The 25,513-nt window shown below is 68.5% G+C and carries 21 protein-coding genes and 2 tRNA genes; 7 read left to right on the forward strand and 16 right to left on the reverse strand.

What is annotated here, in order from left to right:
• Positions 1-40: 40 nt before the first annotated feature.
• On the forward strand, positions 41-658 hold the full coding sequence (locus tag ABD204_RS11700) for a vitamin K epoxide reductase family protein (RefSeq protein ID WP_194424701.1): 618 nt from the start codon (positions 41-43) through the stop codon (positions 656-658).
• 61 nt (positions 659-719) lie between these two features.
• On the opposite strand, the gene ndk is transcribed toward ABD204_RS11700, so the two are convergent.
• Genes ndk through ileS form a run of 4 tightly spaced genes read right to left on the reverse strand, consistent with a single transcriptional unit; the run spans position 720 to position 6,209 of the window.
• Positions 720-1,133 carry a nucleoside-diphosphate kinase gene (ndk, locus tag ABD204_RS11705; RefSeq protein WP_194424700.1) on the reverse strand — a complete coding sequence of 138 codons (414 nt, stop codon included), beginning with the start codon at positions 1,131-1,133 and terminating at the stop codon, positions 720-722.
• The gene (locus tag ABD204_RS11710) at positions 1,134-1,532 is read right to left on the reverse strand and encodes a DUF4233 domain-containing protein (RefSeq protein WP_194424699.1); all 399 of its coding nucleotides are present in this window, start codon (positions 1,530-1,532) and stop codon (positions 1,134-1,136) included.
• The gene (locus ABD204_RS11715) at positions 1,525-2,880 is read right to left on the reverse strand and encodes a bifunctional folylpolyglutamate synthase/dihydrofolate synthase (RefSeq protein WP_194424698.1); all 1,356 of its coding nucleotides are present in this window, start codon (positions 2,878-2,880) and stop codon (positions 1,525-1,527) included. The genes ABD204_RS11710 and ABD204_RS11715 overlap by 8 nt, the downstream gene beginning before the upstream one ends.
• Positions 2,877-6,209, reverse strand: a complete 3,333-nt coding sequence (ileS, locus tag ABD204_RS11720; protein WP_194424697.1) for an isoleucine--tRNA ligase — start codon at positions 6,207-6,209, stop codon at positions 2,877-2,879. Before ileS ends, ABD204_RS11715 begins: the two co-directional genes overlap by 4 nt.
• Positions 6,210-6,539: 330 nt before the next feature.
• Between ileS and valS the strand changes: the two genes are divergently transcribed.
• Both valS and ABD204_RS11730 read left to right on the forward strand, forming a co-directional pair.
• Positions 6,540-9,104 carry a valine--tRNA ligase gene (gene valS, locus ABD204_RS11725; protein WP_194424696.1) on the forward strand — a complete coding sequence of 855 codons (2,565 nt, stop codon included), beginning with the start codon at positions 6,540-6,542 and terminating at the stop codon, positions 9,102-9,104.
• Complete coding sequence (locus tag ABD204_RS11730) at positions 9,104-9,352, forward strand: hypothetical protein (protein WP_194424695.1); 249 nt, start codon at positions 9,104-9,106, stop codon at positions 9,350-9,352. The genes valS and ABD204_RS11730 overlap by 1 nt, the downstream gene beginning before the upstream one ends.
• A gap of 25 nt (positions 9,353-9,377) precedes the next feature.
• Here the strand turns inward: ABD204_RS11730 and ABD204_RS11735 are convergent, their stop codons facing one another.
• Together ABD204_RS11735 and ABD204_RS11740 are read right to left on the reverse strand one after the other, a co-directional pair.
• Entirely contained in the window at positions 9,378-9,590 is a 213-nt protein-coding gene (locus ABD204_RS11735; protein ID WP_194424694.1) for a hypothetical protein, read from the reverse strand.
• On the reverse strand, positions 9,587-10,213 hold the full coding sequence (locus tag ABD204_RS11740) for a winged helix-turn-helix domain-containing protein (RefSeq protein WP_194424693.1): 627 nt from the start codon (positions 10,211-10,213) through the stop codon (positions 9,587-9,589). The genes ABD204_RS11735 and ABD204_RS11740 overlap by 4 nt, the downstream gene beginning before the upstream one ends.
• A gap of 93 nt (positions 10,214-10,306) precedes the next feature.
• Between ABD204_RS11740 and ABD204_RS11745 the strand changes: the two genes are divergently transcribed.
• Positions 10,307-12,358 (forward strand): M3 family metallopeptidase, encoded by a 2,052-nt coding sequence (locus tag ABD204_RS11745; protein WP_194424692.1) that lies wholly within the window; start codon positions 10,307-10,309, stop codon positions 12,356-12,358.
• A gap of 57 nt (positions 12,359-12,415) precedes the next feature.
• On the opposite strand, the gene clpX is transcribed toward ABD204_RS11745, so the two are convergent.
• The 5 genes from clpX to ABD204_RS11770 all read right to left on the reverse strand — a co-directional run bounded on the left by clpX (position 12,416) and on the right by ABD204_RS11770 (position 16,797).
• On the reverse strand, positions 12,416-13,684 hold the full coding sequence (gene clpX / locus ABD204_RS11750; protein ID WP_194424691.1) for an ATP-dependent Clp protease ATP-binding subunit ClpX: 1,269 nt from the start codon (positions 13,682-13,684) through the stop codon (positions 12,416-12,418).
• Between the two features lie 164 nt (positions 13,685-13,848).
• Complete coding sequence (locus tag ABD204_RS11755; RefSeq protein WP_194424690.1) at positions 13,849-14,520, reverse strand: ATP-dependent Clp protease proteolytic subunit; 672 nt, start codon at positions 14,518-14,520, stop codon at positions 13,849-13,851.
• Between the two features lie 29 nt (positions 14,521-14,549).
• The gene (locus ABD204_RS11760; RefSeq protein WP_194424689.1) at positions 14,550-15,137 is read right to left on the reverse strand and encodes an ATP-dependent Clp protease proteolytic subunit; all 588 of its coding nucleotides are present in this window, start codon (positions 15,135-15,137) and stop codon (positions 14,550-14,552) included.
• A 144-nt stretch (positions 15,138-15,281) separates the two neighbouring features.
• Complete coding sequence (tig, locus tag ABD204_RS11765; protein ID WP_194424688.1) at positions 15,282-16,658, reverse strand: trigger factor; 1,377 nt, start codon at positions 16,656-16,658, stop codon at positions 15,282-15,284.
• Between the two features lie 65 nt (positions 16,659-16,723).
• A tRNA-Pro gene (locus tag ABD204_RS11770) sits at positions 16,724-16,797 on the reverse strand.
• Between the two features lie 134 nt (positions 16,798-16,931).
• Between ABD204_RS11770 and ABD204_RS11775 the strand changes: the two genes are divergently transcribed.
• Positions 16,932-17,005 (forward strand) — tRNA-Gly (locus ABD204_RS11775).
• 220 nt (positions 17,006-17,225) lie between these two features.
• Here the strand turns inward: ABD204_RS11775 and ABD204_RS11780 are convergent.
• A complete protein-coding gene (locus ABD204_RS11780; RefSeq protein ID WP_194424687.1) occupies positions 17,226-17,768 on the reverse strand; it encodes a gamma carbonic anhydrase family protein in 543 nt (180 codons plus the stop codon).
• 162 nt (positions 17,769-17,930) lie between these two features.
• Between ABD204_RS11780 and ABD204_RS11785 the strand changes: the two genes are divergently transcribed.
• Positions 17,931-18,416: a Dps family protein gene (locus tag ABD204_RS11785; RefSeq protein WP_194424686.1), complete on the forward strand. Its 486-nt coding sequence runs from the start codon at positions 17,931-17,933 to the stop codon at positions 18,414-18,416.
• A 55-nt stretch (positions 18,417-18,471) separates the two neighbouring features.
• Here ABD204_RS11785 and ABD204_RS11790 read toward each other — a convergent pair whose 3' ends face one another.
• The 4 genes from ABD204_RS11790 to ABD204_RS11805 all read right to left on the reverse strand — a co-directional run bounded on the left by ABD204_RS11790 (position 18,472) and on the right by ABD204_RS11805 (position 22,823).
• Complete coding sequence (locus ABD204_RS11790; protein ID WP_194424685.1) at positions 18,472-19,968, reverse strand: amidohydrolase; 1,497 nt, start codon at positions 19,966-19,968, stop codon at positions 18,472-18,474.
• 79 nt (positions 19,969-20,047) lie between these two features.
• Positions 20,048-21,046 (reverse strand): Fpg/Nei family DNA glycosylase, encoded by a 999-nt coding sequence (locus ABD204_RS11795; RefSeq protein ID WP_194424684.1) that lies wholly within the window; start codon positions 21,044-21,046, stop codon positions 20,048-20,050.
• Complete coding sequence (locus ABD204_RS11800) at positions 21,046-21,591, reverse strand: ribose-5-phosphate isomerase (RefSeq protein ID WP_194424683.1); 546 nt, start codon at positions 21,589-21,591, stop codon at positions 21,046-21,048. Before ABD204_RS11800 ends, ABD204_RS11795 begins: the two co-directional genes overlap by 1 nt.
• A 23-nt stretch (positions 21,592-21,614) precedes the next feature.
• Entirely contained in the window at positions 21,615-22,823 is a 1,209-nt protein-coding gene (locus tag ABD204_RS11805; RefSeq protein ID WP_194424682.1) for a ferrochelatase, read from the reverse strand.
• A gap of 126 nt (positions 22,824-22,949) precedes the next feature.
• On the opposite strand from ABD204_RS11805, the gene pepN reads away from it, so the two are divergent.
• Positions 22,950-25,499 carry an aminopeptidase N gene (gene pepN / locus ABD204_RS11810; RefSeq protein ID WP_194424681.1) on the forward strand — a complete coding sequence of 850 codons (2,550 nt, stop codon included), beginning with the start codon at positions 22,950-22,952 and terminating at the stop codon, positions 25,497-25,499.
• The last annotated feature ends 14 nt before the right edge of the window (positions 25,500-25,513 follow it).

The following is a 25,513-nucleotide window of genomic DNA, read 5'->3' on the forward strand; positions in this document are numbered from 1 at the left end:
CCACAGCGGACCCATAGCGGACGGTGAGAAGGTTCAGATCATGGCAACGCCCTCGTCGCACACGCGTCCCACCGGTCTGGCCGTCTGGCTCGTGATCGCCGGAGTCGTCGGCTGGTTCGCCGCCTTCAGCCTCACGCGTGAAAAGCTCGAACGCCTCGCAGACCCCACCTCGTCCGCGTCGTGCGACTTCAGCGTCCTGGTCCAGTGCAGCGCGAACCTCGACTCCTGGCAGGGAAGCGTCTTCGGGTTCTCCAACCCGATCCTCGGGCTGACCGGCTGGGTCGCTCCGATCGTGGTCGGTATGGCGATCCTCGCCGGCGCCCGCTTCGCCCGCTGGTTCTGGTGGTGCTTCTGGGCGGGGATGGGGTTCGCGTTCGGATTCGTCGTGTGGCTCATCACCCAGAGCATCTTCGATCTCGGCACCCTGTGCCCCTGGTGCATGGTGACATGGGCGGTGACGATCCCCTCGTTCTACGCCGTGACGATCCACCTCCTGCGGTCGGGCCTGGTCCCGGCGCCGGCCCGGATTCGCCGCGCGGCCGCGGGACTCATGGCCTGGGTCCCCCTTATGGCGATCCTCAGCTACGCGGTGGTCGTGTTGGTCGCCCAGCTCGAGCTGAACGCCCTGCCGAACATCTTCCAGACGCTCTTCGGCTGAGCGCGCGTACGCAACGAGGCGCCGGCCCCCGGGGCCGGCGCCTCGTTGCGATCTCGAGGGCTCAGAACCAGATGGCGAGCTCACGCGCCGCCGACTCGGGGCTGTCCGAGCCGTGCACGAGGTTCTGTTGCACCTTCAGACCCCAGTCGCGACCCAGGTCGCCACGGATGGTCCCCGGAGCGGCCGTCGTCGGGTCGGTCGTGCCGGCCAAGGATCGGAAGCCCTCGATGACGCGATTCCCCGCCACGCGGATGGCGACCGAGGGGCCCGACATCATGAATTCCAGCAGGGGCTCGTAGAAGGGCTTGCCGGCGTGCTCGGCGTAGTGACGCTCGAGACGCTCGCGGTCGGGTTCGACCAGGCGCAGATCCACGAGCGCGTAGCCCTTGGACTCGATGCGGGCCAGGATGGCGCCGGTCAGGCCGCGGGCGACGCCGTCGGGCTTGACGAGGACGAGGGTTTCTTCGGTGGCCATTCAGTCTCCGTTCGTGGGTTCCGCGTCAGCGGCGCGCGCGGCGTTCTGGCGGTCCAACGCCGCCCCCTTGATCGTCGCATACGCCCACATCGCACCGAAAACGAGCCCCACCACGAACAGCGCCGGGACGAGGAATCCGCCGAGCAGGACGACGACCTGAAGTGCCCATCCCACGACGATCCCCGCCCGGTGACCCAGCAGTCCGGCGGTCACGACCATCGCGAGCGCGACGATGCTGCCCGCCACGATGCCCCACCACGACGGGATGGGCTCGGGCAGCACCCGCAACCCGAAGACCGCCAACCCCCCGAGGAACACGATGATCGACTCGAAGCCGAGCACCACCGCCCCGAGGGACTCCGCAGCCCCTCGGGCCCGGCGACGTCGCGGTTCAGTCATCGACGGCTCCGCTCTTCCAGCCTTCTTCGACCGACAGCGCGATGGCCTCACCGGCGAGCACGACCGATCCCGCGACCACCACGGCACGCTGAGACGACTCGCCGGCCCAGGCGCGCGCCTCCTCGGAGGCCGCAGCGAGGTCGCCGTGGACGGTGACATCGAGCCCGACGGCCTCGACGAGGTCGGCCAGCGCATCCGGATCCCCCGCGCGCTCCGAATCAGGGGCCGTGACGAACACGCGCGTGGCGACGGGCGCGAGCGCGGTGACGATCCCGGCCGCATCCTTGTCGCCGAGGACCCCGAGCACGAGCCCCCACTCCTCGAACGCGAAAGATTCGCGCAACGCCGTGGCCAGTGCTGCAGCGCCGTGTGGGTTGTGGGCGGCGTCGACGAGGACGGTGGGATCGGTTCCGAGGAGCTGGAGTCGGCCGGGCGTGCTGACCACCGTCAACGCCTCCGTGAGGACCTCCGGCGCGATCGCCCGCTCCCCCGCCCCGAGAAGCATCTCGACCGCGGCGATCGCCAGGGCGGCGTTCCGTCCCTGATGCGAGCCGTACACGGGCAGGTAGGCCTCGTCGTACCGCCCGGCGAGACCTTGGACGGTCAGTTGTTGTCCTCCCACGGCCAGACGTGCGTCGGTGAGCCCGAAGTCACGCCCCTCGAAGGCGATCCTGGCCCCGCGCTCGTTGGCCGTGGCCCGCAGGACCGCTTCGACCTCCGGCTCCTGACGCGCGGAGACGACCAGCGCCCCGTTCTTGATGATCCCCGCCTTGACGGTCGCGATCTCCGCCGGGGTCCGGCCGAGCCGGTCCGCATGGTCGATCCCCACGGGGGCGACCACCGCGACGTCACCGTCCGCGGTGTTCGTGGAATCCCAGGAGCCTCCCATGCCGACCTCGATCACTGCCACGTCGACGGGCGCGTCGGCGAAGGCGACGAAGGCGAGCACGGTGAGGAGCTCGAAAAACGTCAGAGGATCCTGCCCGTCCGACTCCAACTCGGCGTCGATCATCCCGACGAAAGGCGTGATCTCCTCCCACGCCGACACGACCGCCGCGTCGTCGATCGGCTCCCCGTCGATGAGGATGCGTTCGGTGAAGCGCTCCAGGTGCGGACTCGTGAACACCCCCGTGCGCAGGCCGTGCGCGCGCACGAGCGCGTCGACCACCCGCGCGGTCGACGTCTTGCCGTTGGTCCCGGTGATGTGGACGACCCGGTAGGTCCGCTGGGGGTCGTCCAACAGATCCAACACGCGCTGCGTGCGGTCGATACGTGGCTGGACCCAGCGCTCGCCGGCACGATCCAGCAGCGCCGCGTAGACGGCGTCGGCCTTCTCGCGATCATTCATGCGTCGACCCCTTCGCGCGACACACGCACGGTGACCGCACCGGCGTTGGCGTAGGTGGACGCGGCGACGGTGTTCTCGAACTCCGCCCCCACCTCCGTCGGGGCATCCCCCAGGACGTAGGCGACGGCGAGGGTCTCCCCTGCGACGTCGGCGGCGTCGAACGCCGACTCGACCGCGGCGCGATCGGCGGGATCCGAGAAGACGAGCTCGAGTCGGATGCGGTCGCTGACGTCGAACCCGGCGGCCTTGCGCGTGTCCTGCACCGCGCGGATCATGTCGCGTGCGAGGCCCTCGGCCTCGAGCTCGGGGGTGGTCACCGTGTCCAGCAGAACGAACCCGCCGTCGGCGAGCAGCGCGATCGCGACGCCGTCGGCGACACCACCCGCCTCGAGGGTGAGGTCGTACTCGCCCTGCTCGAGGGCGATCCCGTCGACGACGACCGCGCCGTCGCGCTCCTCCCAGATGCCCGCCTTCGCGCCCTTGATGACGTGCTGGACCCGCTTGCCGAGGCGGGGCCCGGCGGCGCGGGCGTTGACGGACAGTCGACGGCTGATGCCGTATCGCGCGGCGACGGCCTCGTCGAGCTCGACGAGCTCCACCGCTTTGACGTTCAGTTCCTCACGCAGAATCGCTTCGAACGGCGCGAGCGCCTGCGCGTCGCGTACGACCACGGTGAGCGACGCCAGCGGCAGACGCACCCGGCGGCCCTCGCGCTTGCGCAGGGCGTTGGCCACACTCGACACCTCACGCACCGTATCCATCGCGGAGCGGATGTCGGTGGCCGGGGCGAACGCGTCCGCGTCCGGCCAGTCCTGGAGGTGGACGCTGCGCCCCCCGGTCAAGCCCTTCCACACCTGTTCCGCCACGAGCGGCAACAGGGGGGCGGCGACGCGGGTGAGCGTCTCGAGCACGGTGTAGAGCGTGTCGAACGCGTCGCGACTGTTCGGGTCGTCGGTCACGCCCACCCAGAAGCGGTCGCGGGAGCGCCGGATGTACCAGTTGGTCAGAACCTCGACGAAGTCGCGCAGACGCGCGGCCGCCGTCGTCGAATCGAGCCCCTCCAGGTCGGCGGCCACGCCGCGCACGAGGTCACCGGTCACCGCGAGGATGTAGCGGTCGAGCACGTCCTCGCTGTCGGTCCGCCACGTTGCTTCGTACCCGTCGGAGCCGCTCGCGTTGGCGTAGGTGGCGAAGAAATACCACGAGTTCCACAGCGGGAGGAGGAACTCCCGCACACCCGAACGGATGCCCTCCTCGGTCACGACGAGGTTCCCACCCCGCAGCACGGGGCTCGACATGAGGAACCACCGCATCGCATCCGAGCCGTCGCGATCGAAGACCTCGCTGACGTCGGGGTAGTTGCGCAACGACTTCGACATCTTCTGCCCGTCGTTGCCGAGGACGATGCCGTGACAAGACACTCCCGTGAACGCGGGACGGTCGAACAGCGCGGTCGAGAGTACGTGCATGACGTAGAACCACCCACGGGTCTGACCGATGTACTCGACGATGAAATCGGCCGGCGAATGCTCGTCGAACCATCCCTGGTTCTCGAACGGGTAGTGCACCTGGGCGAAGGGCATCGACCCACTGTCGAACCACACATCCAGCACGTCCTCGATGCGGCGCATGATCGACCGCCCGGTCGGGTCGTCGGGATTGGGCCGGGTCAGCTCGTCGATGTAGGGGCGGTGAAGATCGACCTCCCCCTTCTCATTGCGCGGGAGTGCCCCGAAGTCGCGCTCCATCTCCTCGAGCGATCCGTACACGTCGACACGGGGGTGCTCGGGGTCGTCGCTCTTCCAGACCGGGATGGGCGAACCCCAATACCGGTTGCGGCTGATCGACCAATCGCGCGCACCCTCGAGCCACTTGCCGAACTGACCGTGCTGGACGTTCTCCGGCACCCACGAGATCTGCTCGTTGCCCGCAAGCAGACGGTCCTTGATGTCGGTCACACGGACGAACCAGCTCGAGACGGCCTTGTAGATGAGCGGGTTCCGGCAGCGCCAGCAGTGCGGATAGGAGTGTTCGTAGCTGGCCTCGCGCAGGATGCGGCCGTCGCGCTTGAGAAGTCGGATGAGCGGACGGTTCGCGTCCATCCAGAGTTCGCCGGCGACATCGGTCACCTGCGGCAGGAAGCGGCCACCGTCATCGAGGCTCATGATGAGCGGGATCCCCGCGGCCGCCGACACCCGCTGGTCGTCTTCACCGTACGCCGGCGCCTGGTGCACGATCCCGGTGCCGTCCCCCGTGGAGACGTAGTCGTCGACGAGGATCCGCCACGCGTTGTGCGTCCCCCACGTCTCATCGTCGGCGTAGTAGTCGAACAGTCGGTCGTAGGAGACGTCGGCGAGCGCCGATCCCAGGAGCGTTTCCGTGACGGCCTCTCGCGCGGCCTCCGCCGACTCATAACCGAGGTCCTTGGCATACCCGGCGAGGAGGTCCTCGGCCAGGAGGTACCGGTGCGCGGCGGCTTCGACGGGGTCGTCGCCGCGGTGGACGTCCGCGGCACCGGCCGGGCCGGCCGGAAGCACGGCGTAGCGGATCTCGGGGCCCACGGCGAGCGCGAGGTTGGTCGGCAACGTCCACGGCGTGGTGGTCCACGCGAGCGCGCGGACACCGGTCAGCCCCAGGGACTCCGCCTTGGCGCCCACCAGCGGGAAGGTGACCGTCACGGACGGGTCCTGCCTCATCTTGTAGACGTCGTCGTCCATCCGCAGTTCGTGGGCCGACAGCGGCGTCTCATCGCGCCAGCAGTAGGGCAGGACGCGGTGGCCCTCGTAGGCCAGACCGCGGTCGTGGAGGGTCTTGAACGCCCACAGCACCGACTCCATGTATCCGGTGTCCAGCGTCTTGTAGCCGCGCTCGAAGTCCACCCAGCGGGCCTGCCGGGTGACGTAGTCCTCCCACTCGCGGGTGTACTCCAGTACCGACGACCGGGCTTTGTCGTTGAAGGTGGCGACCCCCATCGCCTCGATCTCGCTCTTCTCGGTGATGCCGAGCTGTTTCATGGCCTCCAACTCGGCGGGCAGGCCATGGGTGTCCCATCCGAAGACGCGGTCGACCTTCTTGCCGCGCATCGTCTGGAAGCGCGGGAACAGGTCCTTGGCGTACCCGGTGAGCAGGTGGCCGTAGTGGGGCAGCCCGTTGGCGAACGGCGGCCCGTCGTAGAACACCCACTCCGGCGCGCCCTCGCGCTGGTCGATGGAAGCGCGGAAGGTATCGTCGTCCGCCCAGAACGCGAGGGTCTGCTGTTCGAGCTCGGGGAATCGCGGGCTGGGCTGCACGTCGGCGGCGGGGCCGAAGGAGGATCGGGGGTAGGTCATCGCACTCTCGCAGGTTCTTCGTCCTGCGGGGACGACCCTCCCGTCGGGAAGACCGCGGTACCACCCCGCGTGCCTCGCGCATCGCCGGTCAGCGGCGCGGGCCTCTCTCACTGCGGCTGTGACGGGCCTGCCCCGCTCGGCTCTACTGATCCCCGCGCACCCGTCGGCGTGCGTGGACGTTCTTCCGAGGACTCCCCGGTGATGGCCGGATCGATGTCGATGCCCCCAGTCTACGCGCCCTGCACGGGGTCGGTCACGCCGGTAGAATGGGGCCACCCCGCACATTCAGGCACGCTCACACAGTGCCGCCCATACCGCGCAAGGAGCACCATGGCCGAGATCCCCGACAAGCCCGTCCTCGAAGGCCTCGAACAGAAGTGGGACCGGGCGTGGAACGACGCGGGAACCTACCGGTTCGATCGCGCCGCGGCCGAGGCCGCCGGACGCGCCGGGGTCTACTCGATCGACACTCCCCCGCCCACGGCGTCCGGGAGCCTGCACATCGGCCACGTCTTCAGCTTCACCCACACCGACATCAAGGCGCGCTTCGAGCGCATGCGCGGCAAGTCCGTGTTCTACCCGATGGGCTGGGACGACAACGGTCTGCCGACCGAACGACGCGTGCAGAACTACTACGGAGTGCGGTGCGACCCGTCGCTGGCGTACGACGGGGAATTCACCCCGCCGTTCGAAGGAACCACCAAGACGATCAAGCCCGCCGACCAGATTCCGATCAGCCGCCGCAACTTCATCGAGCTGTGCGAGCGATTGACGGTGGAGGACGAGAAGCAGTTCGAGGCCGTCTTCCGCCAACTGGGTCTGAGCGTCGACTGGGACCAGACCTACCGGACCATCAGCGACGACACGATCCGCACGAGCCAGCTCGCCTTCCTGCGCAACATCGAACGCGGCGAGGCCTACCAGGCCCTCGCCCCGACGCTGTGGGACATCGACTTCCGGTCGGCGATCGCCCAGGCCGAGCTCGAGGACCGCGACCAGCAGGCGGCCTATCACCGCCTGGCGTTCCACGCCTCCGACGGCTCGGGCGACGTGCACATCGAGACGACCCGCCCCGAGCTGTTGCCGGCGTGTGTGGCACTGGTCGCGCATCCGGATGACCAGCGGTACCAGCCGTTGTTCGGCTCGACGGTGCGCACGCCGCTCTTCGACGTCGAGGTCCCCGTCCTGGCCCACCCGCTCGCCCAGCCGGACAAGGGCTCGGGCATCGCGATGATCTGCACGTTCGGCGACATGACCGACATCATCTGGTGGCGCGAGTTGGATCTGCCCAATCGGACCATCCTCGGCAAGGACGGTCGCGTCGTCGCGGACGCGCCCGAAGTGATCGTCTCGGAGAGCGGACGCGCCGCCTACGCGCGGCTGGCCGGCAAGACCGTGTTCAGCGCCAAGAAGGCCGTCGTGGAGTTGCTGGAAGCCAGCGGCGAGCTGATCGAGGTGTCCAAGCCCTTCAGCCACCCCGTGAAGTTCTTCGAGAAGGGCGACCGCCCGCTCGAGATCGTCTCGACCCGACAGTGGTACATCCGCAACGGCGCCCGCGACGAGAAGCTGCGCGAGCGCCTGATCGCGTTCGGGCGGGAGATGTCGTGGCATCCCGATTTCATGCGCGTCCGATACGAGAATTGGACGGAGGGGCTCACGGGTGACTGGCTCGTCTCCCGCCAGCGGTTCTTCGGGGTGCCGATCCCGGTCTGGTACAGGCTGGATGCACAGGGTGAGCGCGACTATGCGAAGGTCATCGTCCCGGACCTCGCGGACCTTCCCGTCGACCCCACCGTCGACGTCCCCACCGGGTACACCGAAGACCAGCGGGGCGTGCCGGGCGGGTTCGACGCCGAGCGCGACATCTTCGACACGTGGGCCACCTCCTCCCTCACCCCGCAGCTTGTGGGCGGATGGGAGCGCGACGAAGATCTGTGGAATCTCGTATCGCCCTTCGACCTGCGCCCTCAGGGACAGGACATCATCCGTACCTGGTTGTTCTCGACCATGCTGCGCAGCGTGCTGGAGGACGACCGGGCACCGTGGACCGATGCCGCCGTATCGGGGTTCATCGTGGACCCGGATCGCAAGAAGATGTCCAAGTCCAAGGGCAACGTCGTCACCCCGGCCGACATCCTCTCCACGCACGGATCCGACGCCGTGCGGTACTGGGCGGCCTCGAGCCGGCTCGGAGCGGATGCGGCGTTCGACCCGCAGAACCCGACGCAGGTGAAGATCGGCCGACGCCTGGCGATCAAGATCCTCAATGCCGCGAAATTCGTGCTGTCCTTCCCCGTCCCCGACGACGCGACGATCACCCATGCGCTCGACGCGTCGATGCTCGCGACGCTCGACCGCGTGGTCCTGGACGCGACGAAGGCCCTCGAGGCCTACGACCACGCTCGCGCGCTCGAGGTGACCGAGTCGTTCTTCTGGACGTTCTGCGACGACTACCTCGAGCTCGTCAAAGAGCGTGCGTACGATCGCACCGACGTGGGACAGGCTTCCGCCGCCCTCGCATTGCGAACTGCACTGTCGACGCTTCTGCGTCTCCTGGCCCCGGTGGTCTCTTTCGCCACCGAGGAGGCGTGGTCGTGGTTCGAGGAGGGTTCGATCCACACCGCACCGTGGCCCGAACCGCTCGGCGATGCCGGCGACCCCGCGGTACTCACCGCCGTGGGCGAGGCCCTGATCGGCATCCGGCGCGCCAAGACGGAGGCGAAAGCCTCGCAGAAGACGCCGGTGTCGCGTGTCGTGCTGGGCGCTCCCGCGGACCGTTTGGCGGCACTCCGACTCGCTGAGGGCGATCTGAAGGCCGTGGGCAGGATCATGGATCTGACGTATGTGGAGGCGGCCGACACCGCGGTCGTCGAAATCGAGCTCGGGGAGGCCTGATGAGACTCGGAACACGATGGACCTCTGGTGAGGAACCGCCCCAGGCGGTCCCGGAGGCACTGCGGGAGGGTATCGCAGGCGTTGACGCGACCATCCCGGTCGACATGCTCGGCGCGCCGCGTCCGCGGTGGACGCTGACCTGGCTCGAGGGGAAACCGATCGCAGAGCTGGCGACAGGCGTGCAGGTGGAGCTGGACGACGACGGCAACGCGGTCGTGCGTCACGCGCCCGACGACGACTTCGCCTGAGCGGTTTCGACCGGCGTCGCCTCCATCACGGCAGGATGCCTACGGCGCCGGTCGCCTGCGCGGTCCCGCGTCGTCGGGCGTACGCGGAACGAGCCCGCTCCGCTTCGCACGCGGAGCGTCCGGCACGTCGGGCCGTCCGCACCGCGACGTGGGCTGCGAGCATACGGGAGGCGGCGAGCAGGACGCGGTCGAGCACCGTCGGACGGACGACGGGTGCCTCCTGGACGAACGTGCTCATGACCCTTCCTTCAGTTCGGTCAGCGGGAACAGATCGGCACGGATGGACACCGGGCGCACTCCGTCGCCGTCCTGGTCGCGATAGCGGTCGACGGCCTCGTCGATGAGCGCCATGATCCGCAGGGACAGCTCTTTCAGCTGCTCCGGCGTCATCCGCGCCATCGCGGTGGAGACCATGGCACCGTCCGACCAGGCGTCTTCGAGGCCGTCGTTGGTGTGCATCACGAACTCCAGCAGTCGATCCTGACGGTGACGGAAGAACTCGCTCATGACGAGTTGGGTCGCCGACCGCTCCGACGGCGTCTTCGCACCGGCGGGATTGGTGAACGAGACACCGCCGACCGGACGCTCCCACCACCGCTCACGCGCGGTGCCCCGGTCGGCACATTCCCGGATCAGCTGATGCTTCGCCAGAGCCCGGAGGTGATAACTGGTCGAACCGCTCGACTCCCCCAGCTGCTGCGCGAGAGTGCTGGCCGTCTGCGGCCCGTACTGACTGAGGATGTCGTAGATCCGGACCCGCAGGGGATGCGCGAGAGCACGGAGCGCGCCGGCATCCAACACGCGGTCTTCCGCGTGACGGGCGGCGGCGCGCGCGGTGGGGTCGTCCTGTCGCTCATCCATGCCGCCAGGATAGCGAAAGCAAAGCAATCTTTGCAAGCATGTCTTTGCAAATGTCTCTTTGGCTTTTCGCGGCTCCGCCGTAGGGTGGTGAACATGGTCGATGAGAACCCCCTGCTGTCCCCCTCTCCGCTGCCGTATCGACTCCCGGACTACGCGCGGATCCGACCCGAGCACTACCTCCCGGCCTTCGAAGCCGCCTTCGCTCGTCACCGCGACGAGATCGAGGCGATCGCGACCGCCGCGGATCCGCCCACGTTCGAGAACACCGTCCTTCCGCTCGAGGAATCCGGCCGCATGCTCGAAGACGTCGCCCACGCCTTCTACACGGTCTCGTCCGCCGATGCGACCGCGGCGATCCAGCACATCGACGAGCAACTCGCGCCCTTGATGGCCGCCCATGACGATGCGGTCCGTCTCGACGCGCGCCTGTACGCCCGTGTGAAGGACCTCTACGACCGCCTGGACGAGCTCGACCTCGACGACGAACAGCGCTATCTGATCGCACGTCACCACCGTGAGATGGCGCACGCGGGCGCAGCACTGGACCAGGCCGAGAAGGAACACCTGTCCGAGCTCAACCGACGCCTCTCGGTGCTGACGACCACGTTCGAGAAGAACCTCCTGGCCGACACCAACGAGCTGGCGGTCGTCTTCGACGACGTCGCAGAACTCGACGGCCTCACCGAGGGCGAGATCTCGGCCGCCGCAGAAGCCGCGAAGCAGCGCGGCCTCGACAGCGCCTATGTGATCACACTTCCGCTGTTCACCGGGCATCCATCCCTGTCCTCGCTCACCGACAGGAACAGCCGCGAGCGCATCATGCACGCCTCGCGGGCGCGCGGCAGTCGCGGCGGCACGCACGACAACCGTCCGGTCCTGCGGGAGATCGTGCGCCTACGCGCCGAGCGCGCGGCGCTTCTGGGCTACCCGTCGCACGCCGCCTACATCACCGCCGATCAGACCGCCGGCACGCCGGAGGCCGTCGAGCGGATGTTGCGCCGCCTCGCGGGGCCGGCGTCACGCAATGCCGCCGCCGAGTACGAAGCGTTGCAGAAGATCGCTTCGACATCGCACGACGCGGAGACGGTCGCGGCGCATGACTGGGCGCTCTACACCGAGAAGGTGCGCGCCGAACGGTACGCCCTGGACCGGGCCGCGCTCCGGCCGTGGTTCGAAGCGGAGCGCGTGCTGATCGACGGCGTGTTCCGCGCGGCCGGCGACCTCTACGGGCTGTCCTTCCGAGAACGGACCGATCTTGTCGCGTATCACCCCGACGCCCGCGTGTTCGAGGTGTTCGACGACGACCACTCCCCTGTCGGCCTGTACGTCCTCGACCTCTACACGCGCGACACCAAGCGCGGCGGGGCCTGGATGAACCCGATCGTCTCCCAGTCGACACTGCGCGGCACGGCCCCGGTCGTGGTCAACAACCTGAATGTTGCCAAGCCGCCCACGGGGACGCCCACCCTCCTCACCCTCGATGAAGTGACGACGCTCTTCCACGAGTTCGGGCATGCCCTTCACGGTCTGCTCGCCAGGGTGACGTATCCGCACTTCGCCGGCACCAACGTCTTCCGGGACTTCGTGGAATTCCCCAGTCAGGTCAACGAGATGTGGATCTTCTGGCCGGAGGTGCTGGCCTCGTACGCACGCCACATCGACACGGACGAGCCACTCCCGGCGGATGTCGTCGAACAGCTGCACGCGTCCGAGGCGTTCAACCAGGGCTTCGCGACCAGCGAGTACCTCGCCGCGGCATGGCTCGATCAGGCCTGGCACCGTCTCAGTGTCGACGAGGCGAGCGCGGACATCGACGTGGCGGAGTTCGAAGCCGCGGCACTCGCCGATATCGGGTTGAACCACCCGGCCGTTCCCCCGCGGTACTCCTCGACGTTCTTCGCGCATGTCTTCTCCGGTGGCTACAGTGCGGGCTACTACTCCTACATCTGGAGCGAGGTGCTCGACGCAGACACGGTCGAGTGGTTCCGCGAGAACGGTGGCCTGACCCGGGCGAACGGCGACCGCTTCCGAGCAAGACTGCTCGGAGTGGGCGGATCGAAGGATCCGCTCGAGGCCTACCGGGACTTCCGCGGTCGTGACGCGCAGATCGACCCGCTCCTCGAACGACGAGGACTCACCGCCTGACCGCACGCGCGAAGGCCCCGCCCGATGAACGGACGGGGCCTTCGTCGCAGAACGGCCTCAGGCGCTCTTTCGCTTCTCGCGCATGACCAGCGTGGGTGCCGCACCCTTCTCCACGGACTCACGGGTGACGATGACCTTCTCGACGTTGTCGGCGGAGGGGATCTCGAACATGATCGGACCGAGCACGTCCTCGAGGATCGCACGCAGACCGCGCGCACCGGTCTTGCGCTCCACGGCGAGATCGGCGATCGCCTCGAGCGAAGCGCGATCGAACTCCAGGTCCACCCCGTCGAGTTCGAACATGCGCTCGTACTGTTTGACGAGGGCGTTCTTCGGGGCGGTGAGGATCTCCATGAGTGCCTCGCGGTCCAGCGGCGAGACCGCGGCGACGACCGGGAGGCGGCCGATGAACTCCGGGATCAGACCGAACTTGTGGAGGTCCTCCGGGCGCACCTCGGAGAAGAGGTTGAGGTCGTCGCCCTTGGTGTGCAGCGGGGCACCGAACCCGACACCGTGCTTGCCCACACGCGACGAGATGATGTCCTCCAGCCCGGCGAACGCGCCGGCGACGATGAACAGGACGTTCGTCGTGTCGATCTGGATGAACTCCTGGTGCGGGTGCTTGCGTCCCCCCTGCGGCGGCACCGAGGCCACCGTGCCCTCGAGGATCTTCAGCAGGGCCTGCTGCACGCCCTCACCCGAGACATCGCGGGTGATCGAGGGGTTCTCGGCCTTGCGGGCGACCTTGTCGACCTCGTCGATGTAGATGATGCCGGTCTCGGCGCGCTTGGTGTCGAAGTCCGCCGCCTGGAGCAGCTTGAGGAGGATGTTCTCCACGTCCTCCCCGACATATCCCGCTTCGGTCAGGGCGGTCGCGTCGGCGACGGCGAACGGCACGTTCAGACGTTTCGCGAGGGTCTGGGCGAGGTAGGTCTTGCCACACCCGGTGGGGCCGAGCAGCAGGATGTTGCTCTTGGCGATCTCGACTTCTTCGGCCCGCTGCTCCGCCGACTGGATCGTGCCGTGGGCGCGGACCCGCTTGTAGTGGTTGTAGACCGCGACCGACAGGGCACGCTTGGCGTCTTCCTGCCCGACCACGTACTCCTCGAGGAAGGCGAAGATCTCCCGCGGCTTCGGCAGATCGAAGTCCGCCACCTCGTCCGACGATGACTCGGCCATGCGCTCTTCGATGATCTCGTTGCACAGCTCGACGCACTCGTCACAGATGTACACGCCGGGACCGGCGATCAGCTGCTGCACCTGCTTCTGGCTCTTGCCACAGAAGGAGCACTTGAACAGGTCGGCGCTCTCTCCGATGCGTGCCATCCGGCTCCTCCTCAAACAGCGGGCGTCTGCCCCGGGTGTCCTTCGAGCCTAACCCGTGCCTGTGACATCGGTGGGAATTGCGACGACCGAATGTCCCGACCGGCCGGTGACACGACGACGCCCCGCCTCGCGGAGGAGACGGGGCGTCCAGCGGCGATCTTGCGTCAGGACGTGATCGCGGCCGGCGTGCGCTTGCGCGTGCTCAGCACCTGGTCGACGACCCCGTACTCGAGAGCCTCCGAGGCGGAGAGGATCTTGTCGCGGTCGATGTCCTTGTTCACCTGCTCGGCGGTGCGGTTGGTGTGCGCGGCCATCGTCTCTTCGAGCCACGTGCGCATGCGGAGGATCTCCGCCGCCTGGATCTCGATGTCGGAGGCCTGCCCGTGCCCGGCCTCGCCGACGGCGGGCTGATGCATGAGGATGCGTGCGTTGGGAAGCGCGAGGCGCTTGCCCGGGGCACCCGCGGCCAGGAGCACCGACGCGGCGGACGCCGCCTGACCCAACACGACCGTCTGGATCTCCGGCGAGACGTACTGCATCGTGTCGTAGATCGCCGTCATGGCGGTGAACGAACCGCCGGGCGAGTTGATGTACATGATGATGTCGCGGTCGGGGTCCTGGCTCTCGAGCACGAGCAGCTGAGCCATGACATCGTCCGCCGATGCGTCGTCGACCTGCACGCCGAGGAAGATCACGCGGTCTTCGAACAGCTTGTTGTAGGGGTCCTGACGCTTGTAGCCGTAGGCGGTGCGTTCCTCGAACTGCGGGAGCACGTAGCGGCTGCCGGGCATCTGCACGCCGGCGGGGGCGGGAACACCGTGGGTGGGGGTGTACATGTGCGCTTCTCTCTCTTTCGCCTACGGGATCAGCTGGCGGTACCGCCGCCGCCCGAGACGTCGGCGGCGTGCTCGCGGATGTGGTCGACGAAGCCGTATTCGAGCGCTTCGGTGGCGGTGAACCACCGGTCGCGGTCTCCGTCCGCGTTGACCTGCTCGACGCTCTTTCCGGTCTGGGACGCGGTGATCTCGGCGAGACGCTTCTTCATGTCGAGGATGAGCTGCGCCTGCGTCTGGATGTCGCTGGCCGTGCCTCCGAATCCTCCGTGCGGCTGGTGCAGCAGCACTCGCGCGTTCGGGGTGATGTAACGCTTGCCCTTGGTGCCGCTGGTCAGCAGAAGCTGCCCCATCGACGCGGCCATGCCGATGCCGACGGTGACGATGTCGTTCGGCACGAACTGCATGGTGTCGTAGATCGCCATGCCCGCGGTGATCGAACCTCCGGGCGAGTTGATGTAGAGGTAGATGTCCTTCTCGGGGTCTTCGGCGGCGAGGAGGAGGATCTTCGCGCAGATCTCGTTCGCGTTCTCGTCGCGCACCTCCGACCCGAGCCAGATGATGCGGTCTCTCAGCAGCTTGTCGAAGACGCTCGTCGCGACAAGGGGTTCAGCGGCCATGTGTGCTCCTGATTCCTTGGGTCTGAGAAGAATCTACCGGCGCCCGGCGGGCGGACCGGCCGTGTTCGCCGTGGGCAGATCGTCGGTGATGGGACGACGAAGGGGCGGATGCCGCAGCATCCGCCCCTCATCACCCGAGGGCGATCACTTCGTGTCGTCGGCGTCCTCGGCCTCGGCCTCGGCGGCCTCTTCGAGGATCTCTTCAGCCTCCTCGACGACCTCCTCCTCGGCGGCCTCCTCGTCCTCGACGGCGATGAAGCCGGTGAGGTCGACGGGGTTGCCGGCGGAGTCGACGACGGTGACCTTGCCCAGCGCGACGGCGAGGGCCTTGTTCCGGGCGACCTCGGCGACGATGGCCGGCAGCTGGTTCTGCTGCTGCAGCGCCTGGACGAACTCCTGCGGGGCCATGCCGTACTGCGAGGCCGACTGCACGAGATACTGCGTCAGCTCTTCCTGCGAGACCTGGACCTCAGCCTGCTCGGCGATCGCGTCCAGCAGCATCTGGGTGCGGAACTGCTTCTCGCTGGCCTCGGTCACCTCGGCGCGGTGCTCGTCGTCCTCAAGGCGGCTCTCCTGCTCGAGGTGGGCGTGCACCTCGTCTTCGATGAGCTGCGGGGGAACGGCGATCTCGACCTGCTCCAGCAGCTGCTCGACGAGCTTGTCGCGCGCCGCAGAGCCCTGCGTGAACACCGACTGCTGCGACGCACGCTCGCTCAGACTCTCGCGGAGCTCGGCGATCGTGTCGAACTCGCTCGCGATCTGCGCGAAGTCGTCGTCGGCCTCGGGGAGCTCGCGCTCCTTGACGGCCTTGACCGAAACCGAGACCTCGGCCTCCTCGCCGGCGTGGTCTCCGCCGACGAGCTTCGAGCGGAAGGTGGTGTCCTCACCGGCGGTGAGGGAGTCGATGGCCTCATCGATGCCTTCGAGCAGCTCACCGGAGCCCACCTCGTAGGACACGCCCTCGGCGCGGTCGATCTCGGCGCCGTCGATGGATGCGACGAGGTCGAGCTCGACGAAGTCCCCTGTGGCGGCGGGACGCTCGACGGTGACCAGCGTGCCGAAGCGGGCGCGCAGCTTGTCCAGTTCCTCGTCCACGGCGGTCTCGTCGACCTCGACGGAGTCGACCTCGACGGTCAGGCCCTCGTAGGCCGGGAGGTCGAACTCGGGTCGCACATCGACCTCGACGGCGACTTTGAGGTCACCGGAGAAGTCCTTCTCGTCAGGCCACTCGAGCACGTCGGCGCTGGGACGACCCAGCACGCGGACACCCTCGGCTTCTACGGCCTGACGGTAGAACGCGTCGAGACCGTCGCTGACGGCCTGCTCCAGAACCGGACCGCGCCCGATGCGCTGGTCGATGATCGGCGCGGGGACCTTGCCCTTGCGGAAGCCGGGGATCTGCACATCCTTGGCGATCACGTCGTAGGCGCGCGTGATGCTCGGCTTCAGCTCGTCGGGGGTGACCGTGATGTGCAGCTTCACCCGGGTGGGGCTCAGCTTCTCGACGGTGCTCGTGACCATGCCTGTTCGTTCTCCTCGGTATCGACCGCGCGAGAGCGCGGCGGTTGAGTCTTGGTCGGTGGACGTCGGGGCGACAGGATTTGAACCTGCGGCCTCCCGCTCCCAAAGCGGGCGCTCTACCAAGCTGAGCTACGCCCCGGTTGGGTGCGCGCACGTAGACGTGCGGCGATCGGCCCCGAGAAGTCTAGCCGACGCGACGGGGACTCGCCTTCGCGGTGGTCCGGACCATGCCGGAATCTCGTCTAGACTGGTCCCGCCGCGGTTCGCCGCTGCGGGGATGTAGCTCAATGGTAGAGCCTCAGTCTTCCAAACTGATGGTGCGGGTTCGATTCCCGTCATCCCCTCCACCGCCCTTCCGCACCCCTCCCGTGGTGCGGAAGGGCTTTCGCATGTCCCCCGCGCCCCCTCCTCCCTCTCCGCAGTCACCCCCCCCCCGCGGCGGCTCCGCCTTCCGCAGTCGGTCCATGTGGATCTTCACGCCGGAAACCCGCAGAACACGACTGCGGAGCGGGATGGGTGCGAGGGGATGGGTGGGAGGGGATCCGGTGTGGCGATGGCCGGAGCGGTCTACGATCCGTCGATCGGCTCGGCGTCGCGGTGGGCGGCGAGGTGTGCACGATACGTGTCCGCGTTGCGACGGATGCCGGCACGCTCCTCATCCGTCAGTTCACGACGCACTTTCGCGGGCACGCCGGCCACGAGCGAGTGGGGCGGCACGACGGTCCCTTCGAGCACCACCGCTCCCCCGGCCACGAGAGATCCCGCGCCGATCTGCGCCCCGGAGAGGATCACACTGCCCATGCCGATGAGCGAACCGTCGCCGACGGTGCAGCCGTGCACCACCGCGTTGTGCCCGACCGAGACGTTTTCGCCGAGGACGACCGGTCGCCCGGCGTCGACGTGGACCGAGACGTTGTCCTGCAGGTTGCTGCCGTTGCCGATCGTGATCGATGCGCTGTCGGCCCGGAGCACCGCGTTGTACCACACGCTCGCGTCGGCACCGAGGGTGACCGCACCGATGACCCGGGCGCCCGCAGCCACGAACGCCGAGTCGTCGACGACCGGAGTCTTGCCCGACACGGCCAGGACGGAGGAATCTGAAGAGATCATGGGTGCAGGTTAGCGGCCCGGACCCAGGCGGGTATGGATAGCCTCAGAAAACCAAGCACAGCCTGGGCTTGCTTGCGGAATATCGCCGGCTGAGTAGCGTTGTCCTCAACAGGGCGACGAGCCGGCACACCCGCCGGGAACCGCCCGGATGGAGGCGACGAGATGACAGACATTCAGACCACACCCACCACCGCCGCGGACCCCACGGTCGCGGCCGGTACCGCTCAGTTCCTCACCCCGGTCGTGCTGGGCATGCAGGCTCTCGCGGTCAACGGCAAGCAGGCGCACTGGAACGTGCGCGGGGCGAACTTCATCGCCATCCACGAGTTGCTCGACTCCGTGGTCGACCACGCGCAGGCCGGTGCCGACGAAGCCGCGGAGCGCATCGTGGCTCTCGGCCTCCCCGTCGACGCGCGACTCGGGACGGTCGCCGAGAAGACCAAGGCCACTGCCGTCCCCGCCGGATTCACGCAGTGGCAGGACATCGTGCGGGCCGTCATCGCGGACATGGACGCGGTGATCGCCGACCTGCAGGCTGCGATCGAAGGCCTCGACGAGGTCGACCTGACCAGCCAGGACATCGCGATCGGCCTCAAGCAGACCATCGAGAAGGACCGCTGGTTCCTCGTCGCGCACGTCGCGGAGTGACCGCGGTCGCCGACTGACCGAAGCCCCCGGGTCCGCCCGGGGGCTTCGTCGCGTCTCAGGCCAGATGGGTGAGTCGACCGGCGAGGAGCGTCGCGGAGACGACCGTGGCGCGCATCTCCCACTCGTCGGCGTCGAGCGGGTTCCGGTCGCACACGGCCAGGTCGGCGACCGAGCCCGGCGCGAGGGTGGACGGCGCACCCGACCCTCCCCGGGTGGAGGCGGCCAGCGCGATGTCGGCGCTGATGCGCTCGTCGGGACGCCACGGCTCCCGTCCGTCCCGGGTGCGGTACACGGCAGAGGCCATCGCCGCCCAGGGGTCCAACCGAGCGACCGGCGCGTCCGAACCCAGGCGGAGGTTGGCTCCGGCCTCGGCCAGCGCACGCAGCGGATAGGCCTGCGCGGTCTGATCGCGCCACATCGCATCGGTCATGTCGCGATCATCGAGCGCGTGCTCCGGCTGGACGCTCGCCGCGACGCCGAGCCTGGCGAATCGGGGGATGTCGGCGTGCGCGACCAACTGTGCGTGTTCGATCGTCCCGGTGGCCCCGGTGGCGGCGAAGGCGTCGAGGGCGGCGGAGTTGGCGACATCACCGATCGCGTGGATCGCGCACGATATCCCTGCTCCGGTGGCCCGGGTCATCAACGCCCGCACCTCCGTGAGCGGGTAGTTGAGGACACCGGTGTTGCCGGGTTCGCCGGTGTAGTGGCGCGAGCACGCCGCGGTCCGCGTTCCGAGCGACCCGTCGGTGATGATCTTCAACGGCCCCATCCTCACGAGTCCGCCCGACCCCGGCAGCGCGGCCCCGCTACGAAGCCCCTCCGTGATCGCGCGCTCGAGGTCTTCGGGATACACGCCGAAGTCGACGCGGAGCGTGTCGAACCCCCCCGCGACACGGCGCTCCCACGCCGCGGCGTTCCACGCCATGTCGAGATCGACGATCCCGACCACCCCTCGCGAGGCGGCCTCGGATGCCATCGCCGCCACGGCGGCGTCGCCGACCGCGGGATCGACGTCGTTGAGGCGACGGGAGATCTCGAACGCGGGCTCCTCGCGGACGACTCCGGTCTCGTCGGCCGTCATCGCCTCGCGCTCGAACGCGGCGGAGTTCATCCAGACGCTGTGCACGTCGGAGTTGATGAGATAGGTCGGCACGGCGCCGGTGGCCGCGTCGAGAAGGTCGAGGGAGGGCGCGTCGGCCCACAGCCCGTCGCGGAAACCGGTTCCCACGCGGCGCCCGTCCGAGAGCACCGGGGCCCACGCCATGATCTCGGCCGCGTGGGCCGCCGACTCTGCGATGTCCAGGTGCTGCCGCTGGGCGACGAGGGACCACTGCATCACGTGCACGTGGTGGTCCCACAGGCCCGGGACCACGAAACCGCCGTCGGCGTCGAGTACGACGCCGCGCGGCGCGAGCACACCTGCCGGCGCGATGTCGAGGATTCGCCCGTGCTCGAGGAAGATGTCGACCGGCCCCGGCGGGGCGAGCTCCCACCCCGGGCCGGCCAGACGGCCCCCGGTGATGGTGCCGATCTCGGCCCCCGGACCGATCATCGGTCCCACCTGTCTGCGGCGCGGGCGGCCGCCCGCGGAGGGTTTTGACGCACCCGGCAAGCCTACGGGTCCGAGCCGCTCACGTCTGACAGCGCGGGCACCAGTACAGCTTGCGGCCTGCGGCCTCCTCGACCGCGATCTCGGTGCCGCAGACCCGGCACGGCAGACCGGCGCGGTGGTACACCCAGTGCCGGTCGTCCCGATGGGCCATGGCCTTGCGGTACTCGTCGGGCCCGAGTCCGTCCATCGTCATCATCTGACCGGTCTCGACACCGACCGCGAGCAACTGCGCCCAGTCGCGCCACAGCCCTCGCACGGTCTCCTCCGCCACGTCGCGACCCGGAGTGTACGGGTTCAACCGGGCGCGGAACAGCATCTCGGCGCGGTAGACGTTGCCGATGCCGGAGACGACCGCCTGGTCCATGAGGAGGAGTCCGATGGCGGTCCGCTTGCGCCGGACGACGGAGGTGAACCGTTCCTCGCCGTCCTGGAGATCGTCCACGAGCGGGTCGGGGCCGAGCTTGGCGACGGTCGCGGCCATCTCCTCCCCGGTCTGGATGGCACACGCGGTCGGGCCGCGAAGATCGGCGCACACCGCGTCGGTGATCAACCGCAGCCGCACCTGCCCGACGATCGGCGGGGGCCACTGATGTCCGTCGTCGCCGAGTCCGGTCGTCTGCTCCGACATGCGCACGTGCACGCGCGCCCGACGGGGGGCGCCGATGGACGACAGCGAGTTCTCACCCGCATCGTCGAAGACCGGTCGGTCCAGGTCGGTGCCGCGCTGGGCGGTCTGTCCCATCCGCCCGTTGGCTGAGGCGATCGTGGGGTCCACCAGGATGTCGCCGGCGAAGTCCCAGGCACCGTACATCCCGAGGTGGACGCGCAGCCACAGGTCGTCGTCGAAGGCCAGGAACATCTGTTTGCCGACCGCGCGCACCTCCCGCGGCGTCCGACCGTCCAGCAGCGACGCGCCCTCCGCGAAACGCCCCTGCGGGCTGGAGGCCGCCACGGGATGCCCGACGATGTTCCGATCGAACTGACGCGCGATGCGGTGGACGGAATGCCCTTCGGGCATCAGCCGGCTTCGGGATCGAACGAGCTACCCTCGGCCGCGAGCACGTCCGCTCCCGCAGGGGTGGCGCGCGGATCGGCGACGAGGGACCCGTCGCGCTCGAAGGCGGCGATCTGACCGATGCGCCGCACGTGTCGTTCGTCGTGCGAGAACGGCGTCGCCACGAACCGGTCGATGAAGGTCACCGCCTCGTCGAACGTGTGCTGACGCGCGCCGATCGCGATCACGTTCGCGTCGTTGTGCTCCCGCGCCAGTTCCGCCGTCGCGATGCTCCACACGAGCGCCGCGCGGATGCCGTCGACCTTATTCGCGGCGATCTGCTCGCCGTTTCCCGAGCCGCCGAAGACGACACCGAGGGTGGGGATCCCCGCGGCCTGGTCGGCCACGACGGCCTGGGCGGCACGGATGCAGAACGCCGGGTAATCGTCGATCGGGTCGTACTCGATCGGGCCGTGGTCGATCACGTCGTGTCCCTGCGCGGCGAGGTGGTGCTGCAGTTGCGTGGAGAATTCCAGACCGGCGTGATCGGTGGCGATGTGGATGCGCATGCCGCCCATCCTATTGACGGCGCTCACGGCGCGATGCCGGCGGCGGCGGGCTTGAACCCGGCGCGGACGTTCTCGCAGCAGCCCGGGCGGCAGACGTCGAACCAGGGCCCGAGCGGGGTCGCATGCGGCCGGTCACCCTTCTTCGTGCCGGCGAGTCGCTCTTCGACGAGGTCGACCAGACCGCTCACGTAGGCGGGGTCGACGCCCGGCGTCTGAGATCGGACGGCCCGGAGCCCGGCTTCCTCCGCGGCCTCCATCGCTTCGGTGTCGAGGTCCCAGAGCACCTCCATGTGGTCGCTGACGAAGCCGAGCGGCACGATGACGACCGCCTCGGCCCCGCGCGAGGGCAGAGCGGAGATGACGTCGCAGACGTCGGGTTCGAGCCAGGGTTGGGTGGGGGGACCCGAACGCGACTGGTACACCAGTTCCCACGGGGTCTCCTCGGCGCCCGTCACGGCCCGGGCGACCGCGTCCATCACGACCTCGGCGACGGCCAGGTGCTGGGCGGCGTAGGCGCCGCCGTCACCGAAGTCGATGTCGCGGGGGCCCGACCGCTGCGCGTCGGCGGTCGGGATGCTGTGGGTGGAGAACAGCACGTGCACCTTCCGGGGGTCCACACCCTCGTCGACGACGAAGCGTCGGACGGCGGATTCGACGCCGTCGATGAAGGGCTGGACGAAGCCGGGGTGATCGAAGAACTGCCGGATCTTGTCGATGGTCACCCGGTCCCCCAGTCCGGTGTCGGTCAACACGCGCGCGAAGTCCTCGCGGTACTGGCGGCAGCTCGAGAAGGAGCTGTAGGCGCTCGTGGCCAAGGCCAGCAGCGCGGTGTCCCCCGCTTCGGCGGCCTCCTGGACCGCGTCCTCGAGGTACGGGGACCAGTTGCGATTTCCCCAGTAGACGGGCAGATCGATGCCGCGGCGGTCGAGTTCGGCTTCGAGCGCCGCCTTCAAAGCGCGATTCTGCGCATTGATGGGGCTGACCCCACCGAAGTGCCGATAGTGGTGTGCGACTTCTTCGAGGCGTTCATCGGGGATCCCGCGCCCGCGGGTCACGTTCCGCAGGAACGGGATGACGTCGTCTTGACCCTCCGGACCACCGAACCCCGCGAGCAGGAGTCCGTCGTAGGCCACGGGGACCTCCACGTGGGCGGGGCCGGACGCGGCGCACGGCGATGCGAACGGTACGGGGCCGGATTCGGCGGGGTCGGATGCGGGAGAACTCGTACTCACCCTTTCATCTTCGCACCGTGGGAGGACACCGTATCCGTCCCTCGGACTGTCGTAGGGTAGGAGGGTTGTCGCCGGCGCCAGCAGCGCCGCTCCGCGGCATCCACCCAAACCCCGGGAGCAGACGCAGTGCCAGGAGAGAACCTCACCCGCCTCGAAGCGCAGGAGCGCCGTGCGATCGTCGACACGCAGTCGTACGAGATCACGCTCGATCTGAACAAGGGCGCCGAGGTGTTCGGCTCCCGAACGGTCGTGCGGTTCACCGCGACCGAGGGCGCCTCGACGTTCATCGACCTGATCGCGCGGGAGATCCGCGAGATCACCCTCAACGGCCGCGCCATCGACCCGGCCGTCGCCTTCGCCGATTCGCGCATCGCCCTCGACGGGCTGGCGTCGTCGAACGAGCTGATCGTGGACGCGGACTGCGTCTACACCAACACCGGTGAGGGCCTGCACCGCTTCGTCGACCCGGTCGACGGAGAGGTCTACCTGTACACCCAGTTCGAGGTGCCCGACTCGCGCCGCGTGTTCGCGGTGTTCGAGCAGCCCGACCTGAAGGCACAGTTCCAATTCACCGTCATCGCGCCTGCGCAGTGGAAGGTCATCTCCAACTCGCCCACCCCCGACCCCACGCCCGCCGGCGAGGGCCTGGCCATGTGGACCTTCGAGCCGACACCGGTCATCTCGTCGTACATCACGGCGCTGGTCGCCGGACCGTACGAAGCCACCTTCTCGGAGCTGACGAGCGCGTCCGGTCGGGTCATCCCGCTCGGCGTCTTCGCCCGCAAGAGCCTGTGGGAGTACCTCGACGCCGACTACGTGTTCGAGAAGACCCGGGAGGGCTTCGCGTACTACGAGGAGAAGTTCGACTACCCGTACCCGTTCGCCAAGTACGACCAGATGTTCGTGCCGGAGTTCAACGCCGGCGCGATGGAGAACGCCGGCGCGGTCACGTTCACCGAGACCTATGTGTTCCGCAGCAAGGTCACCGACGCCGTACGTGAGCGCCGTGTCGTGACGATCCTGCACGAACTGGCGCACATGTGGTTCGGTGACCTGGTCACCATGAAGTGGTGGAACGACCTGTGGTTGAACGAGTCCTTCGCCGAGTGGGCGTCGACGATCGCCACCGCCGAAGCCACCGAATGGACCGCCGCGTGGACGACCTTCAACGCGATGGAGAAGACCTGGGCCTACCGCCAGGATCAGTTGCCCTCGACCCACCCGGTCGTCGCGGAGATCAACGATCTCGAGGACGTACAGGTCAACTTCGACGGCATCACGTACGCCAAGGGCGGTTCGGTGCTCAAACAGCTGGCTGCATGGGTCGGCGTCGAGGCGTTCTTCGCCGGAGTGTCGGCCTACTTCAAGAAGCACGAGTTCGGAAACACCGAGCTCCCCGACCTTCTCGTCGAGCTGGAGGCCACGAGTGGTCGCGACCTGTCCGGATGGTCGAAGAAGTGGCTCGAGACCGCCGGGGTGAACACCCTGTCCCCCGCCATCACCGAGGGTGCCGACGGGACGATCTCACGTTTCGCCGTGGTCCAGACCGCCCCGGCCGATTACCCGACGATCCGCCCGCACCGCCTCGGGATCGGGTTCTACAACCTCGACGGCGACAGCCTCGTGCGCACCCGCCACATCGAGTTGGATGTGGACGGCGACCTCACCGAGGTGCCGGATCTCGTCGGTGAGCAGCGCCCCGACCTCGTCCTCCTCAACGACGAAGACCTCGCCTACGCGAAGATCCGCCTCGACGAGCGCTCCCTGCAGACCGCGGTCGACCACCTCTCCAAGATCAGCGACCCCCTCGCCCGATCCCTCGTGTGGGGCGCGGCATGGGACCAGACCCGTGACGCGGAGGCGTCCGCGAGCGACTACGTCGATCTGGTGCTGCGCAACATCGGGACCGAGACCGAGTCGACGACCGTGCGCACCACGCTCGCGCAGCTCCAGCTCGCGGCGGGTGCGTATGTGGCCCCCGAAAAGCGAGACGTCACACGGATCAAGGTCGCCGACGCCCTGTGGGAGCTCGCGCGGTCGGCCCCCGCCGGAAGCGACAGCCAACTGCAGTTCGTGACCTCGTTCGCGTCCGCCGCGGCCACCCCGGCGCAGTGGGAACACGTTCGCGCATTGCGCGAGGGCGAAACGACCCTGGCGGGACTGGAGATCGACACCGACCTGGCCTGGCAGCTCCTGGTCTCCCTCGCCGCCGGGGGTGTCGTGGACGTCCCCGACATCGACCGCGCGCTCGCACAGGACAACACCGCCAAGGGTGGCGAGTTCGCCGCCCAGGCCAAGGCGGCCTTGCCGACACCGGAGGCGAAGAAGGCCGCGTGGGCGTCACTGGTCGAACGCGACGACCTGCCGAACACCATCGTGCGGTTCGCCGCCATGGGCTTCGTGCACCCGTCGGGCGTCGATCTGCTCCCGGAGTTCATCGAACCGTACTTCGGCATGCTCGACACCGTGTGGACCAGCCGCACCTACAAGATCGCGGAGTATCTCATCACGGGGCTGTACCCGAGCGTGCTCGCCTCGACGGAACTGCGTGACGCCACGCGCGCATGGCTGGAGGCCCATGGCGACGCCCCCGCGGCGTTGCGCCGTATGGTCTATGAGAACCTCGCGGGCGTCGAGCGGGCCCTGGCGGTCCAGGAGCGCGACGCGCAAGAGTGACCCGGGTCGGAGGA

It is taken from the genome of Microbacterium aquimaris (assembly GCF_039531285.1).
GTDB lineage: Bacteria > Actinomycetota > Actinomycetes > Actinomycetales > Microbacteriaceae > Microbacterium > Microbacterium aquimaris.